This window comes from Nonomuraea antri, from assembly GCF_013283785.1.
In the GTDB taxonomy this organism is placed as follows: domain Bacteria; phylum Actinomycetota; class Actinomycetes; order Streptosporangiales; family Streptosporangiaceae; genus Nonomuraea; species Nonomuraea antri.
In genome coordinates this window covers 1-14,409 of record NZ_JABCPZ010000265.1, presented here as the reverse complement: position 1 = coordinate 14,409, position 14,409 = coordinate 1, and the positions used below count along the sequence as shown (strand labels likewise).

The window sequence follows — 14,409 nt, the reverse complement described above, 5'->3', positions numbered from 1 at the left end:
GATCGGGGCCGGGGCGTCCGGGGCGGGCCTGGTGCTCGCGGGCGTGCCGCTGGTGCTGCTCAGCGTCGGCTTCCTGGCCCGTCCACTGCCCGCCGGGCCGCTGTGGCTGGTGCCGGCCGCCGTCCTGGTGGTGGGCTTGGTAGTGTGGCTCGCCGTGGAACTGCCCGCCAGAAAGATCCTCCGATGGGGCGCTTGACCCTCCTGTGGCGGGATGCCCGCTACCTCCTGGTCTGTCTGCCGACAGCGCTGGCGACGCTCGTCTTCGTGCCGCTGCTCGGCGTCGGAGTGATGTCCATCGGGCTGGGCGGCCTGGGGTTCGTGCTGCTCCCCCGGATGGCGGCCGGGCTGCGGCGGTGGACGGAGTGGCATCGGCGGCGCGCGGGCGCGCTGCTCGGCGTGCCGGTCCCGGCCCGGGAGATGGACCTGCCGCAGGGCGTCGGCGCGCAGTGGCGGCGGCTCATCGACGACCGCGAGGTCCGGCGTGACCTGCTCTGGATGTTCCGGCACATCCTCATCGGGCTGCCCGCCGGGCTGGTGGCGCTGGCGACGGTCGGCGGGGCGGCGTCCGGGCTGATCACGACGCCGCTGTGGTGGGTGTTCCCCGCCGATGACCCGCTGCAGGTCCTGGGCATGCCGGTGACCGGGTGGGCGAGCGCGATCGGGCTCGGCGGCGGCCAGGCGGTGCTGCTCGGCGCGCTGGGCTGGTGGACGGTGCCACGGCTGGCCGGCACGCACGCGCGGGGCTGCCTGGCGGCGCTGGAGCCGTCCTCGAAGGAGAGGCTCGCCGAGCGGGTCGGCGAGCTGACCGAGAGCCGGGCGGGCGTGCTCGACGCGCACGGCGCGGAGCTGCGCAGGATCGAGCGTGACCTGCACGACGGCGCGCAGGCCAGGCTGGTGGCCATCGCGATGCGGCTGGGCGTGGCCAGGGAGGCGCTGCCCGAGGACGCCGAGCTGGTGGCCAGGCTGCTCAAGGAGGCGCACGAGGGCACCGAGGCGGCGATGACCGAGCTGCGCGAGGTGATCCGCACCATGTATCCGCCGGTGCTGGCCGACCGGGGGTTGCAGGGCGCGGTGGCCGCGGTGACCGCGCACGCCGGCGTGCCCGTCGAGGTGGTCCAGGACGACCTGGGTCGCGTCCCGGCGGCCGTCGAGGCCGCGGCGTACTTCATCGTGGCCGAGACGATCACCAACGTGGCCAGGCACAGCGGCGCCACCAGGGCCGCCGTGCGGCTGTCGCGCCGGGGTGGCCTGCTCGTCATCGAGGTGAGCGACGACGGGCGCGGCGGGATCGACGAGAGCCGCGGCACCGGGGTCGCGGGCATCCGCAAGCGGGCCGCCGCCCTCGACGGCGTGGTGCGCATCGACAGCCCGCCCGGCGGCCCGACCCTGATCACCGTGGAGCTGCCGTGCGGGTCGTGATCGCCGAGGACAACGTGTTGCTGTCGGCCGGGCTGGAGTTGCTGCTCGGCACCAAGGGCATCGAGGTGGCGGAGGTCGTCACCGACGGTCCGGGCCTGGTGTCGGCCGTGGAGACGCACCGGCCCGACCTGGTGATCGCGGACGTGCGGCTGCCGCCGTCCTTCCGCGACGAAGGGATCAGGGCGGCGCTCGCCGTCCGCCAGGCGCGTCCTGGCCTGCCGGTGCTGGTGCTGTCGCAGTACGTGGAGCGGGTCTACGCCCGCGAACTGCTCGCCGACGGCTCGGGCGGGGTCGGCTACCTGCTGAAGGACCGGGTCGGCCGGGTCGGCCAGTTCGTCGAGGACCTGCGCAGGGTGGCCGCCGGCGGCACCGTGATGGACCCCGAGGTGATCGCCCAGCTCATGGCGAGCGGCGGCGGGAACGCGCTCGACGCGCTGACCAACCGGGAGCGCGAGGTGCTGTCCCTGATGGCCGGGGGGCTGAGCAACGCGGAGATCGGGCAGCGGCTGACGGTCACCGACAACGCGGTGCACAAGCACATCGGCAACATCTTCGCCAAGCTCGGCCTGCCCCCGTCGGACGGCGGCCACCGCCGGGTCCTGGCCGTGCTCACCTTCCTCGACCACCACCGCTGACCACGGCCTCAGCCGGTCTCGCGCCCCTTCATTTCGGCCAGGACGTTCAGGTAGTGCGGGTTGTGCATCAGGCCGAGGATGTTGCCCCAGGGGTCGATCACCGAGGCCGTGATGAAGCCCTCTCCGCGGTCGCGCGGCGCGTCGTGCTCCTTGGCGCCCATCGTCAGCAGCTGGTCCAGCACCGCGGGCACGTCGTCGACGTGCCAGAACACCACCGCGCCCGCCGGGGTGCCGACCGTCTCCGGCGCCGGGGTCCTGGCCAGTTCGCTGCCCGCGTACGAGCTGTGGATCACGCCGAACTCGTGCTGGTAGTCACCGATCCGCCACTCCAGGTACGCCGGAGTGTCCATGTACGGCTCGATCCCGAACAACTCGGTGTACCAGCGCTTGGCCGCGTCGAGGTCGGCGGCGTAGAAGGAGGTGGTGGTAAGCCCGCGCCACATGTTGGTTCCTCTCTCAGGTGCTTGTAGGAAGATCCTCGCAGGCAAAGTGCTCATGAATTGAGCAGTTTTCCGGTGGATGCCATAGCTTTTGCCGCATCCGAGAAGCGGCGGTGCGACCGGCTTGCCACGGTGTGTCTCGTGACCCCCGTAGAGCACGTCGAGCACGTCGACCTTGTCGAGCGGCTGCGCCTGCCGGTGCTGTGGCGCGGCTACGCGAGCGCGGGACGGCACCTGCCGCGCCTGGTCGTGCCCGGGGTGCTGGTGCTGGCGCCGCTCGGCCTGGTGTCGCTGCTGGTGCTGCCGGTGGCGCTCGGCGACGAGGCGGCGCTGGTCGACCGGCGGCTCGAACTGCTGTGGGCGTCCGATGCCGCGCTGCTGACCTGGACGTTCGTGCCGGTCGCGGTGGCGCTCGTGGCGCAGACGCTGGTCTTCCCCGCCACCGTGCTGATGGCCGCGGGACAGCTGACGGGGCGCCCGGTGCCGCCGGTCGCCGCGCTGCGTGCCGCGTTCCGCCGCTGGCCGGCCGTGCTCGCGCTGGCCGTGGTGGCGCTGCTCGTGGTGGCGCTGCTCGTGGTGGCCGGGCTGGGCTTCGTCGCGATGCCGGCGGCCGGGGCCGGGCTGCCGCGGGTCACCGGGTCGAGAGGGCTCGCCACGCTGCTGGTGGCGGGCGTGGGGCTGGCGGCGATGCCGGGCCTGCTGGCCGTACCGGCCGTGCTGTTGCACGGGTGCTCGGCGCTCGGGGCGATCGGCCGGGCCTGCCGGCTGAGCCTGGTGAACCCGGCGCGCGTCGCGTTCGCGCTGGCGGCCGGGGTCGTCGCGGTGCCCGCGGCGGCGGGGTGGGCGCTGGAGCGGGGGCTCGCGACACTGCCCGACCTGACGGCGACTCCGGTCGCGGCGCTGGCGTGGCCGATGTTCGCGCTGGCCGTGACGCCCTTCCAGGCCGCCGTGGTGGCCAGGCAGTTCCTGTCCTGCGTGGCCTGGCGGACCGGCGTGGACGACGACGACCTCCGCCACGGCCTGCCCGGCAACCCCTCCGCCGAGGACCCGCGCCCGGACGGCGCCCGCCTGCTGACGCTGGCACTGCTGCCCGGGCTGCTGTTCGGCGGGATCGTGCTGGTCAACCCGTTCCGCTGGCCGGAGCTCAGGGAGACGGACGTCACCGAGCACTGGACGTCCGTCGACGGCCGGAGCGCGCACGAACCCCGGCTGGGCCCGTACGACCTGCGCGAGTTGTACCCGGGCCGGGGCCCGGGGCCGGTCATGGTCGTCGACGGCTTCGAGGACCTGGCGAGCCTGCTGTCCTGCGCCGACGCGTTCTGCGAGCGGACGGATTTCCGCTGGGCCGAGCGGGAGGGCGGCTACGAGACCGCGGCGGCGAGCGTGGCCACCGCGCGGCTGCCCGACGGCAGGCTGATCATGACCACCTGGCGCTCCGGCTCGCTCGAGCTGCTGGTCTGCGAGTCGTGGGGCTGCGCCCCGGCCGGCGAGGAGAGGATCGCCCGCACCGGCGCGTCCCCGCGGTGGATCGGGACGGCGCTGGCCGCGCGGCGGGACGGCGGCGTGGTCGTCGCGATCGCCCGCCACGAGCCGGTGGACGGCGACCCGGAGGAGGACGTCGTCTCGTTCGTCCGCTGCCCCGACCCGCGTTGCGCGCGCCCGGACGTGCGCGAGGTGGCCCGGCTGGACCCGGCCGCCTACCTGGGGAGCGTGCGGGTTCTGGCGGTGGCCGTCGGCCCCGGGGACCGTCCGGTCGCCGCCCGTTTCGACAGCGTCAGCGGCCAGATCCAGGTCATCTCCTGCCAGGATGCCGGCTGCCGGCTGCCCGCGCGGGTGACCAGGCCCGTGCCCCCGCTGCCGCGTCGTCCGGAGCACGACCGGGGCGCGGAGACCGGGCTGGCCCTGGCGGTGCGGCCGGACGGGCGGCCGGTGATCGCCTACCGCGACCTGGCGGACCGGACGGTCGAACTGCTCGACTGCGCCACTCCCGACTGCGCCCGGGCCCAGGTGATCACGCTGGGCGGCGGCGGCCCGAACCATCCCACTCCGGCGCTGGCCCTGGACGGGTCGGGGGCGCCGCTGGTGGCGTTCTTCGACCGGGGCCAAAGGCGGCTCATGCTCGCCCGCTGCGCCGGCGGCCGCTGCGTGAGCACGGCGGTGGCGCGGGTCAGGGGCGGCGCGGGCGAGGGGCTGGCCATGACGCTCGACGCCGAGGGCAGGCCGGTGATCGCCTGGATCGACGACGGCGGCGCGCTGCTCGGCGGCGAGTGGCGTCTCGTCGTGACGACGGCGCTCGCCGTCCCGCACATCGCCCCCTGAGGCCGGGCCGCCCGGTCCCGGCGGCGCGCGCGTGTATGGCCCAGTGGTATGGCCGGGCCCGTTGATCGGCCTGACAGCGCTTGACACCATGCTTCAAGCCCGGCTGTCAACCGACGAAGGGGTCGCAGCATGCAGCCGTTGAAGGCACTGACCGCGCTGAGCGGGCTCGTCCTGCTCGCCTCCCTCACCGCCGCAACCTCAGCCACCTCCTCCGCCTCCGCCCACGACACCCGCGACGCGCGCGCCGCCCACGACGTCAGCGCCGCCTCCGCCGCCTCCGCCGCCGCCGCGCCCGAGTGCGCCGACGGGACGACGGTCACGACGTCCCGTGGCCAGGTGTGCGGCACGGCGGCCAACGGCGTGCGCGCCTGGCTCGGCATCCCCTACGCGCAACCCCCCGTGGGCCCGCTGCGCTGGGCGCCGCCGCGACCGGCGTCCGCCTGGACGGACACACTGCGCGCGACCGAGCGCGGCAGCCCCTGCCCGCAGACCGACCTGCTCGGCAACGCCTCGGAGAACGAGGACTGCCTCAAGCTCAACGTCGTCGCGCCCGACAGCGCCCGCGAGGGGTCGCGGCTGGCCGTCATGGTGGAGTTCCACGGCGGCGGCTTCAGGTTCGGCACCCCGGGCGACGGCTCCCACCTGGCCAGGTCGGGCAGCGTGATCCACGTCGGGGTCGGCTACCGGCTGGGCGTCATGGGCTTCCTGACGCACGCCGGCTTCGGCCGGAACGCAGGTAACTACGCGCTGCGCGACCAGCAGGAGGCGCTGCGCTGGGTGGCCAGGGAGATCGCCGGATTCGGCGGCGACCCGGGCAACGTCACCATCTTCGGCGCCAGCGCGGGCGGGTCGAGCGTGTGCGCGCACACCGCGTCCCCCACCGCGAAGGGACTGTTCCACAAGGGCATCGCGCAGAGCGGCGAGTACAACTCGCTGCGCGGCGTGAACACCTCGTGGCAGCCGCAGGACTGCAAGTCCGTGCTGCCCACGCAGGCCGAGGCGCGCGAGCGCGGCGAGCGCTTCGCGACGGCCCTCGGCTGCCCGGCCGAGTCGCGGGCGGCGGCCGCGTGCCTGCGCGCCAAGCCGATCAAGGACCTTCTCGCCCAGGCCGGCGACGGGCTCGGCGCGGATTCCGGCACGCAGGCGCCGGTCGTGGACGGCGAGGTGCTGACCGCCTCGCCCGCCCAGGCGTTCGCCGAGGGCCGGGTCAACAAGGTGGCGCTCATGCGCGGCGTGGGCCGCGACGAGGTGCAGCTCGCCCCGGCCGACACCCGGGAGGACTACGAGCGGCTGGTACGCGAGCAGTACGGGCCGCTGGCCGGGCAGGTGTTCGCCCGCTACCCGCTGGCCAGGTTCCCCGCGCCGGCCCCGTTCATCGCGTATCGGACGATCGTGGCCGACAGCAACTCGGTCTGCCCGGCGCTGCTCAACGACGAGCGACTGGCCCGGCGCATCCCCGTCTACGCCTTCCAGGTCGACAACACCGACGCGCCACCGCTGTTCTTCGTCGACCAGACCAAGCCGAACGGCGCCTTCCACATCAGCGAGCTGCCGTTCCTGTATTCGCCGGTGGCGGAGATGAACGCCAACCAGCGCGCGTTCGGCGCCCAGCTCACCGCGCAGTGGACCGGGTTCGCCCGCACCGGCAGCCCGGTGGTCGACGGCACCCCGCACTGGCCCCGCTACACCCGCTCGGACCCGGCCGTGTTGTCACTCGCCCCGGCCGGTGACAGCGTGGCCACCCGCGAGATCGCCAGGCAGCACCACTGCGCCTTCTGGAACGAGCACACCCCGTACGCCGACTAGAGGAGATCCGCATGCTCTCCCGACGCCTGGCCGCCGTCCTGGCCGTGATGTGCCTGGCCGTGCCGCTCGCGTCCCCAGCGCAGGCGGCCGGCGACCCGCGCGGCGGTTCGCGCGGCGACTGGCCGAGCTGGCAGCAGGACGCCCGCGGCACCCGGCACAACGCCCACGAGCGGCACATCACCCCCGCCAACGTGGGCGGGCTCAAGCTCAAGTGGGCCTTCGCCTACCCGAAGGCGGCGGGCACGCCGCGCAGCCAGCCCGCCGTGGTGGGCGACACCGTGTACTTCGGCTCGCCGGAAGGCAAGCTGTACGCCAGGGACGCCAGGACCGGCGCGCCCAGGTGGGAGTTCGACCTGGCGACCGTCGGCCAGGGCCGCACCCAGGTGCAGGACGGCCCGGCGGTGGCCCGCGGCAAGGTGTACTTCGGTGACACGCGCGGCTACTTCTACGCCGTCGACCAGCGCACCGGCCGCCTGGTGTGGTCGCGCAGGCTGGACGAGACGATCACCGCCATCGTCACCAGCTCGCCGCTCGTCTTCGGCGACCGCGTGTACGTCGGCGTCTCCAGCGGCGAGAACATCCTCGGCAAGGAGCACGCCTGCTGCACCTTCCGCGGCCACCTCAACGCCCTGGACGCCGACACCGGCCGCCAGGTCTGGCGCTTCTACACGGTGCCCGAGTCACGCGAGGACGGCACCTGGCCGAACGGGGTGAAACGGTACGCCCCGTCGGGCGGCGGCGTGTGGAGCTCGCCCGCCATCGACCCGCGCACCCGCACCCTGTACGTGGGCACCGGCCAGAACTACACCGGCAGCGCCGGGCACTACGACTCGGTGCTCGCGCTGAACATCGACACCGGCCGCCCGCGCTGGACGCGGAAGATGACCGACGTCGACACCTGGCGGCTGGAGTGCTCGCTGCCCACGCCGGAGGACCGCGAGTTCTGCCCCAACCTGCCCGCGGGCACCGCGCTGGACTTCGACCTCGGCGCCTCGCCCAACCTGTTCACCGTGCGCGGGCGGCCGATGGTGGCGATCGGGCAGAAGTCCGGCGTCTTCCACGTGCTGGACGCGCGTACCGGCCGCATCGTCTGGCAGCGTCAGATGTCCACGCCGATGCCCGGCGGCGGGCTGTCCGGCGTGCAGTGGGGCACCAGCTTCGACGGTGAGCGGCTGTACGTGGCGACGTACATGGCCAACCCGGGCACGCTGTTCGCGCTCGACCCGGCCACCGGGCACCTGCTGTGGCAGACGCCCAACCCGCCGGACGGCTGCACGACCGGCGGCGCCGCCCAGTCGCCCGGCTCGTGCCGGCTCGGGCACACGCCGGCCGTCTCGACCACGCCGGGCCTGGTGTGGGAGGGCAGCATGGACGGCAAGATGCGCGCCTACTCGGCCAGGACCGGCGAGGTGCTGTGGACGTACGACACGATCCAGGACGTCCAGGGCGTGAACGGGCTGACCGGGCGCGGCGGCGCGGTCTCGGGCGGCGGCGGCGCGGTGGTGTCGCACGGCATGCTCTTCATCCAGTCCGGGTACTTCTTCACGCCGTACCCGAGCCCGCACGGCTCGGTCTTCCTCGCCTTCGGCCTGTGACCTCTGTTTCAGGCCCATTCCCAGCGGATTCCGTGCACGCCGGGTTCCAGGTTGGTGTGCGCGACGTGCACGGAGTCCCAGCCGCTCAGGCGCAGTTCATCGGCGTCGACGGGCGGGGTGGCCGTGGTGCGGAAGCATCGCACCGGGGTGGCCGAGCGGGCGAACTGCACGGTCAGCAGGTAGGAGTGGGCCGGGAAGCGGAACCACCGGTTGTAGAAGGTGCTCTCCGGGCCGCGCCGCCGGTAGCCGAACTCGTACTCGACGACGTAGGTCTCCCCCGCCTCCAACGGCCGGTCGAACAGCAGCTCCAGGGCGGTGAGCCCGGCCCGCTCGTCGGTCCTGACCCGGCCGGTGCGGCAGAAGGCGGTGCTCAGCGCGTCGGGCAGGCGCGCGCGTTCGTTGTAGTGGATGGCCACGTGCCGGTCCACGCCGCTCGCCCTGGCCTGGAAGATCGCGCGGGTGCGCACCGCGCGCTCGTCCCTGTCGGGGCCGAGCGTGAAGTGGTCGTGGTAGCCGAGCAGGGCGAGCTGCCCGTCGGTCTCGTTCTTGATCTCGCCGAGCAGCCGCTGCAGGCTGCCCGGCACGGGACACAGCTCGCGGTACGGCAGCGCGCCCGGCACGTGCGCCACCCAGCGGCCGCGCGGCCGGGGCGGGCCGAGCCCGGCGATCAGGGTGTCGCGCGGCAGGGCGAGGATCTCCTCCAGCGCGTGCAACGCCCGGAGCGACTGTGATCGCTCCGGGCGGCACTTGCCGCGCTGCCAGTTGCTGAGGCTGGCCAGGCTGACGCTGATGCCGCGCTGGGACAGGCGGGCGTGCAGGCGTTCCAGGCTCAGGCCGCGGGCGGTGATGGCGTCGCGCAGTAGGCGGTCGAAGGGCTGTTCCATCGGGAAACCCCTCCTGTTCCAGGAGTGATCGTCCCGAATTTACAGCGGGTGTGTCAGAAAGTCAGGCTCCAGGCGTCGATGTAGCCGGAGTGGTTGGCGTCGACGTCGGTGACCCGCAGCCGCCAGGTGCCCTCGGCCGGTGATCCGGAGGCGTCCCTGGTGTAGTTCTCGTGGATGATCGTGCCGTCGTCGGCGGGTGCGGGGTCGCGCAGCCGGTAGGTCTGGCCGGTCGGGCCGATGAGGTCGATCCGCAGGTCGCCACGCCAGCCGTGGTGGACGTCGACGTACACGCCGAGCGTGGTGGGCGCGTTGCCCGGCACGCCGGTGACGGTGATCGGGGACTCGGCCTGGCCGAGGTCGGCGACGTCGTGGTTGGCGGTGTTCTCGAAGGTGCGCCCGCCGGTCTCCGTGCCGTAATTCTGGATCCAGTCGCCGGTGTAGCGGGTGGTGGCGCCTCGGCGGGCGCCGCCGCCGTACGCGCTGGAGCCTTCGAAGTACGTCCAGCCGCCGATCGTCTTGTCCTGCAGCGCCACCCAGGACGAGCCGCTCTTGAGCGCGAAGTGCACGTGGTTGCTGCCGGCCGAGCCGCCGCAGGGGACGCGGGTGCTGGTCAGGCCGAGGTAGGCGCCCATCTGGAGCTGGGTGCCGTTGGGGCGGATCTCGTTGAGCAGGTGGTAGTACTCGGTCGTCCACCCGTTGTCGTGGATGATGCGGATGTGCCCGCCGTTGGAGCAGACCCAGTAGGCCCGTCCCGACTGGGCGGCGAGCACCTCGCGGTTGGCCGCGCGGCTGTCCAGGTCGATCGAGCTCCACGGGCGCGGCTGCCCCGACCAGCCGTGCGGCCCGCCGATGATCCTCCACGAGGCGCCGACCGGGTACGGCAGTGACAGGCCGGTGGGCGCGGCCTGCGCGGCCGGCGCCGCGGCCCTGGCGGCGGCCGCCGCCGCGTTGGCCGCGAAGGTGCGCTTCTCGCCCTGGCTCACAACGGCGGACGGCGCCCGCCCGGCCAGGTCGGCGAACTCGGCGCTGCCGTCGAGGCCCACTTTCCAGCCGCCCGCGACGCGCTGGGCCACGAACAGCCAGCCCTCGGGGTAGGCGCCGTCGACGTTCGGCGCCTTGATCACCGAGGAGCCGAACACCCAGTCGCCCGACGGGGTCGATCGTTGCACGTTGACCTCGGTGCCGGCGCCGGCGGCGGCCAGCGCGGAGCCGTCCGCGCGGCTGCGGTCGGTCATGGCGGAGACCACGGCCTGCTCCAGCGTGGGGGCGGCGGAGGTGGTGGTGGCCGCCAGCGAGGAGGCGGCCAGGACGAGGGTTCCCAGAACGGTGCGTAAGCGGTGCCGCATCGATGGCTCCTTGGGTGACGCGGAGGGGGGTGTCGCCGCGTACGGTCCACCACCTGGGCGGGGACCGGCAAGTGCGCCGGTTCCGCAGGGGAGCCAATACTCTGATAAATCGGGTTTCAACGGTGAAGAGGCGCTGGTCCAGGCCCGCGCCTCCGCCTACGGCGTTGAACTTTCAGCGAATTCGAGCCGCGGCATCAGTGGTGCCGCGGCTCTCCGGACGGGACCGGTTCTCGGGGGATTCAGCGGTGGCCGACGAGTTCGCCCACCGGGGCGTCCGTCACCTGGGTGGTGGTCTTCCTGGCGGCGGCGACGCGCGGGACCACGGCGATGGCCAGGGCGCCGAGCAGCGCGGGCAGCACGAATCCGTAGAAGTTCCACTCGAACCCGAGCCCGGACCCGAGCAGCCAGCCGCCCATCAGCGGGCCGACGATCGCGCCCGCCCGGCCCACGCCGAGCGACCAGCCCAGCGCCGAGCCGCGGCCCGCGGCCGGGTAGAAGGTGGCCACGCAGCCGTTGACCAGGATCTGGGTGCCGACGCTGCCCAGCCCGGCGACGGCCACGCAGAGCATCAGCAGTCCGGTGCCGAGGTCCAGGGTGAGCACGTAGATGCAGACGGCGGCGGCCAGGAAGGCGACGACGGTGATGACCTTGGCGCCCACCCGGTCGGCGAACACCGACATCACGATCGAGCCGACGATCGCGCCGAGGTTCAGCATGAGCAGGAACTGCAGCGACGACCCGAGCGGGTAGCCGGCGGCGCGCATGATCTGCGGCAGCCAGGTGTTGAGCCCGTAGATCAGCAGCAGGCCGCAGAAGCTGGCCGCGCCGAACAGGAGGGTGGCGGCCAGGTAGCCGCGCCTGAACAGCAGCCCGAACCCGGTCCCCGCCGGTGTCGCAGTCGCCGTCGCGGTCCCGTTCGCGCTCGCCGGGCTGGCGGGCTTGTCGCGGACGTCGTCCAGGTCGAGGCCGTAGCGGGCGGCCACGGCGGCCGCCTCGGCGCGGCGGCCACGCGCCAGCAGGTAGCTCGCCGACTCGGGCAGCAGCCGGAACGCCAGCGGCAGGATCAGCACGATGGGCGCGGCGCCGATCCAGAACATCAGCCGCCAGCCGTGCTCGGACACCAGCGCCATGGCGGCCAGCGCGGCCAGGCAGCCGCCGACCGGATAACCGCAGAACATCAGCGCGTTGTACAGGTTGCGCCGCCGCCGTGGCGCGTATTCGACGGTTAGCGCGATCGCGGTGGGCACGACGCCGCCGAGGCCGACGCCGCCGATGAGGCGGAAGAGGCCGAACAGCTCGGGGGTGGGCGCGATCGCGCACAACGCCATGGCGACCGAGAACCAGGCCACGCTGACGATGATGATCTTGCGCCGGCCGACCACGTCGGTGATCCCGCCCGCGACGAGCGCGCCGATCAGCATCCCGGCCAGCGCATAGCTGCCGATGGCCCCGGCCTGGGGCGGGGTGAGGTGCCACGGCTCGTACTTGAGCAGGGTGGGCACCACCGAGCCGTAGACGATCAGGTCGTAGCCGTCGAAGATGAGCGTGAAGAAGCAGATGGCGACCACGGCGAGCCCACTCCTGGGTCGCGCGGGTGACGAACGGTCGGTCGTGTGCATGGATTACTCCAGGAGCGTCGTACTGAAATGCGGGTGTGCCGCGAAATTACAACGCGATTAGAACGACCGTCCAATAAAAGGTGCTGATGAAAAGGCGGGCGCGGTATTATCCGTTTCTGCGTCGTACCAGATGGAAGCTGAAGTCGTCGCCCCGGTGGTAGTCGTGCGAATGCAGCAGCGGCCGGCCGGCGCTGTCGTGGTGGGTCTGGGTCAGCAGCAGCCACGCGCCGCCGGACTCCGCCGCGCCGACGCGCTCGGCCTGCGCGGGGCCGAGGGTGACGGCACGCACCTGGGTGACGGCGTAGGCGACGGCGTGGCCGTGCTCGGCGAACAGCGCGAACAGCGAGCCGGTCCAGTCGACCTCGTCCAGCGGGCGGGCGATGAGCGAGCGCGGGAACAGGTCGATGGAGTAGAGCAGCGCGTCGTCGCCGTGCCGGCGCAGGCGCTCCAGCCGGACGACCGCCTCGCCCGCGGGCAGGCGCAGCAGCTCGCGCTGCTGCCGGTCGGGCTCGGCCGCGGCCAGGCCGAGCACCGTGTTCTCGCCGGTGAGCCCGCGGCTGGCGAGCATGTCCGTCACGCCTTCGAGCCTGGTCAGCGGACGGTCGAGGCTGGGCTGTGCGGTCAGGTAGCGGCCGTCGCCGTGGCGTGACTGGATGAGCCCTTCCTGCTCCAGGAGTTTGAACGCCTCCCTGACGCTGGTGCGGCCCACGTCGAACAGGTCGACGAGCTCGTTCTCCGACGGCAGCCGGTCGCCGGGACGCAGGCCGCGCCCGGCGATCAGCGCGTGCAGCCGATCGCGGACCTGAACGGCCCGGGTGGGATTTCCTCGTGTCACGTGATTCGCGCCTCCGCGTCTCATCATGAATTGTCATCGGACAAGCGTCAATACTTGTCTGATGAGTTATTTCTCAAAGCTCGCCACGCCTTGACAGGAACGCGTTCGCATATCACCTTGTGGAGCGGATCAGGGAAATGCGGGTGAAGGAGGACCATGGGCGCTCAGCCGTCGCCGGCCACCCCCGGGCAGGCCGGTGAACCCCCGCCGCGCACCCCCTGGGCGACGATCGCCGTCGTCCATCTCGGCGGGGTGGTCGCGGCGATGAGCCTCGGCAAGTTCGCCCCGGTCGGGCCCGAGGTGGCGGACCGGCTCGGGCTGTCGCTGCCGGAGCTGGGCTGGGTGATCTCGGCGGTCGTCGGCGTCGGCGCGGTCGCCGGGCTGCCCGGCGGTTACCTGGTACGCCGCTTCGGCACCCGGCGGTCGCTGGTCACCGGGCTGGCGCTGATCGCGGCGGCGGGCGCGGCGAGCCTGGCCACCGGCGACTTCGGCTGGCTGCTGGCCGCCAGGGGCGTCGAGGGCGTCGGCTACCTGCTGGTCACCATCGCCTGCCCGGCGCTCGTCCTGCGGCTGGCGAGCGAGCGTGACCGGGGCACGGCGCTGTCGATCTGGGCCACGTTCGTCCCGATGGGCATCGGCGCGAGCACGCTCGCGGGCGGCGTGATCGGTTCCGCACTCGGCTGGCGCGGCTGGATCGGCGTGATCGCCGCGCTGACGCTGGTGATGGCGGTGGTGGTGTGGGCGCGGCTGCCGCGCGTGGCCGGGCGCGAGACGTCCGGGCCCGTCCCCGGAGCCGGGGCGCTGCGCGGGCCGGTGCTGCTGGGCGCGGCGTTCTGCCTGGCCGCGCTGGTGACCATTCCGGTGGTCGTGCTGCTGCCCACGCTGCTCATCGGGCGGTACGGCCACTCGGTCGCCGCCGCCGGCGCGGTGACCTCGCTGATCTCGCTGCTCAGCGTGCTGGGCGGGCTGGCCGTCGGGATGCTGCTGCGCCGCCGCGTGCCGGTGGGCGTGCTCGGGCTCGCCGGTCTGCTGATCGTCCCTGCGGCCTGGCTCCTGTACGGACCGGCGGCCACCCCGATGTCCGCCGAGGCGGGCGCGGCGGTGATCTCGGTGGCGAACGGTTTCCTCGGCGCCCTGGTCTTCGCCGCGCTGCCGATGGTGCTGGACCGGCTGGATCACGCCGACGTCGGCAACGGCGTGGTGGCCCAGGCGGGCAGCCTCGGCTCGCTGCTCGGCCCGCCGCTGTTCGGCCTGGTGGCCGGCGGGCTGGGATACGCGGCGCTGGTGCCGGTCATCGCCGCGGGAACCGTGGCGGCGGTCGGCGGGCTGCTGCTGGTGGGCGTCCGCGCGGGCCGCCCCCGCCCGGGCGCCGGATGAGCAGGTCGGATGCTCCTATGGATGTCAAGCGGAGCGTTCTTGATCCTTTGATGTGATGAGTCCGTAGAGTTCGCGGGCGACGTAGCGCTTGAGGCAGCGGATGATCTCTTTCTTGGACAGGCCGTCTTGGGTGC

11 protein-coding genes and 1 pseudogene are annotated in these 14,409 nt (G+C 73.3%); 7 read left to right on the top strand and 5 right to left on the bottom strand.

The features are described 5' to 3' along the window. The 3 genes and pseudogenes from HII36_RS47355 to HII36_RS47345 form a co-directional block, all read left to right on the top strand. Positions 1-196 (top strand): annotated as a pseudogene (locus tag HII36_RS47355) (hypothetical protein); the annotation flags it as partial. Then, positions 184-1,419, top strand: a complete 1,236-nt coding sequence (locus tag HII36_RS47350; RefSeq protein WP_173529945.1) for a sensor histidine kinase — start codon at positions 184-186, stop codon at positions 1,417-1,419. The pseudogene HII36_RS47355 and the gene HII36_RS47350, both read left to right, overlap by 13 nt. Next, positions 1,407-2,054, top strand: a complete 648-nt coding sequence (locus HII36_RS47345; protein WP_173529944.1) for a response regulator — start codon at positions 1,407-1,409, stop codon at positions 2,052-2,054. The genes HII36_RS47350 and HII36_RS47345 overlap by 13 nt, the downstream gene beginning before the upstream one ends. Before the next feature lie 8 nt (positions 2,055-2,062). Here the strand turns inward: HII36_RS47345 and HII36_RS47340 are convergent, their stop codons facing one another. Continuing rightward, entirely contained in the window at positions 2,063-2,497 is a 435-nt protein-coding gene (locus HII36_RS47340; protein ID WP_173529943.1) for a VOC family protein, read from the bottom strand. 138 nt (positions 2,498-2,635) lie between these two features. Between HII36_RS47340 and HII36_RS47335 the strand changes: the two genes are divergently transcribed. The 3 genes from HII36_RS47335 to HII36_RS47325 all read left to right on the top strand — a co-directional run bounded on the left by HII36_RS47335 (position 2,636) and on the right by HII36_RS47325 (position 8,214). Then, positions 2,636-4,813, top strand: a complete 2,178-nt coding sequence (locus HII36_RS47335; RefSeq protein ID WP_173529942.1) for a hypothetical protein — start codon at positions 2,636-2,638, stop codon at positions 4,811-4,813. A gap of 129 nt (positions 4,814-4,942) precedes the next feature. Next, the gene (locus tag HII36_RS47330) at positions 4,943-6,619 is read left to right on the top strand and encodes a carboxylesterase/lipase family protein (RefSeq protein ID WP_173529941.1); all 1,677 of its coding nucleotides are present in this window, start codon (positions 4,943-4,945) and stop codon (positions 6,617-6,619) included. Between the two features lie 11 nt (positions 6,620-6,630). Next, the gene (locus tag HII36_RS47325) at positions 6,631-8,214 is read left to right on the top strand and encodes an outer membrane protein assembly factor BamB family protein (RefSeq protein WP_173529940.1); all 1,584 of its coding nucleotides are present in this window, start codon (positions 6,631-6,633) and stop codon (positions 8,212-8,214) included. A gap of 8 nt (positions 8,215-8,222) precedes the next feature. On the opposite strand, the gene HII36_RS47320 is transcribed toward HII36_RS47325, so the two are convergent. The 4 genes from HII36_RS47320 to HII36_RS47305 all read right to left on the bottom strand — a co-directional run bounded on the left by HII36_RS47320 (position 8,223) and on the right by HII36_RS47305 (position 12,898). Next, positions 8,223-9,098 carry a helix-turn-helix domain-containing protein gene (locus HII36_RS47320; RefSeq protein ID WP_173529939.1) on the bottom strand — a complete coding sequence of 292 codons (876 nt, stop codon included), beginning with the start codon at positions 9,096-9,098 and terminating at the stop codon, positions 8,223-8,225. Between the two features lie 53 nt (positions 9,099-9,151). Next, on the bottom strand, positions 9,152-10,444 hold the full coding sequence (locus tag HII36_RS47315; protein ID WP_173529938.1) for a proprotein convertase P-domain-containing protein: 1,293 nt from the start codon (positions 10,442-10,444) through the stop codon (positions 9,152-9,154). A 239-nt stretch (positions 10,445-10,683) separates the two neighbouring features. Continuing rightward, positions 10,684-12,063, bottom strand: a complete 1,380-nt coding sequence (locus tag HII36_RS47310; RefSeq protein WP_173529937.1) for an MFS transporter — start codon at positions 12,061-12,063, stop codon at positions 10,684-10,686. Between the two features lie 106 nt (positions 12,064-12,169). Continuing rightward, on the bottom strand, positions 12,170-12,898 hold the full coding sequence (locus HII36_RS47305; RefSeq protein ID WP_173529936.1) for a GntR family transcriptional regulator: 729 nt from the start codon (positions 12,896-12,898) through the stop codon (positions 12,170-12,172). Between the two features lie 156 nt (positions 12,899-13,054). Here HII36_RS47305 and HII36_RS47300 point away from each other — a divergent pair, with 156 nt between their 5' ends. Further along, positions 13,055-14,275 (top strand): MFS transporter, encoded by a 1,221-nt coding sequence (locus tag HII36_RS47300; RefSeq protein WP_173529935.1) that lies wholly within the window; start codon positions 13,055-13,057, stop codon positions 14,273-14,275. Positions 14,276-14,409 lie beyond the last annotated feature (134 nt).

Excerpts from the sequence above, each read along its gene's own strand:
- HII36_RS47350 (WP_173529945.1), top strand. The coding sequence starts at position 184 with ATGGGGCGCTTGACCCTCCTGTGGCGGGATGCCCGCTACCTCCTGGTC.
- HII36_RS47310 (WP_173529937.1), bottom strand. The coding sequence starts at position 12,063 with ATGCACACGACCGACCGTTCGTCACCCGCGCGACCCAGGAGTGGGCTC.
- HII36_RS47325 (WP_173529940.1), top strand. The coding sequence starts at position 6,631 with ATGCTCTCCCGACGCCTGGCCGCCGTCCTGGCCGTGATGTGCCTGGCC.
- HII36_RS47300 (WP_173529935.1), top strand. The coding sequence starts at position 13,055 with ATGGGCGCTCAGCCGTCGCCGGCCACCCCCGGGCAGGCCGGTGAACCC.
- HII36_RS47315 (WP_173529938.1), bottom strand. The coding sequence starts at position 10,444 with ATGCGGCACCGCTTACGCACCGTTCTGGGAACCCTCGTCCTGGCCGCC.
- HII36_RS47320 (WP_173529939.1), bottom strand. The coding sequence starts at position 9,098 with ATGGAACAGCCCTTCGACCGCCTACTGCGCGACGCCATCACCGCCCGC.
- HII36_RS47340 (WP_173529943.1), bottom strand. The coding sequence starts at position 2,497 with ATGTGGCGCGGGCTTACCACCACCTCCTTCTACGCCGCCGACCTCGAC.
- HII36_RS47330 (WP_173529941.1), top strand. The coding sequence starts at position 4,943 with ATGCAGCCGTTGAAGGCACTGACCGCGCTGAGCGGGCTCGTCCTGCTC.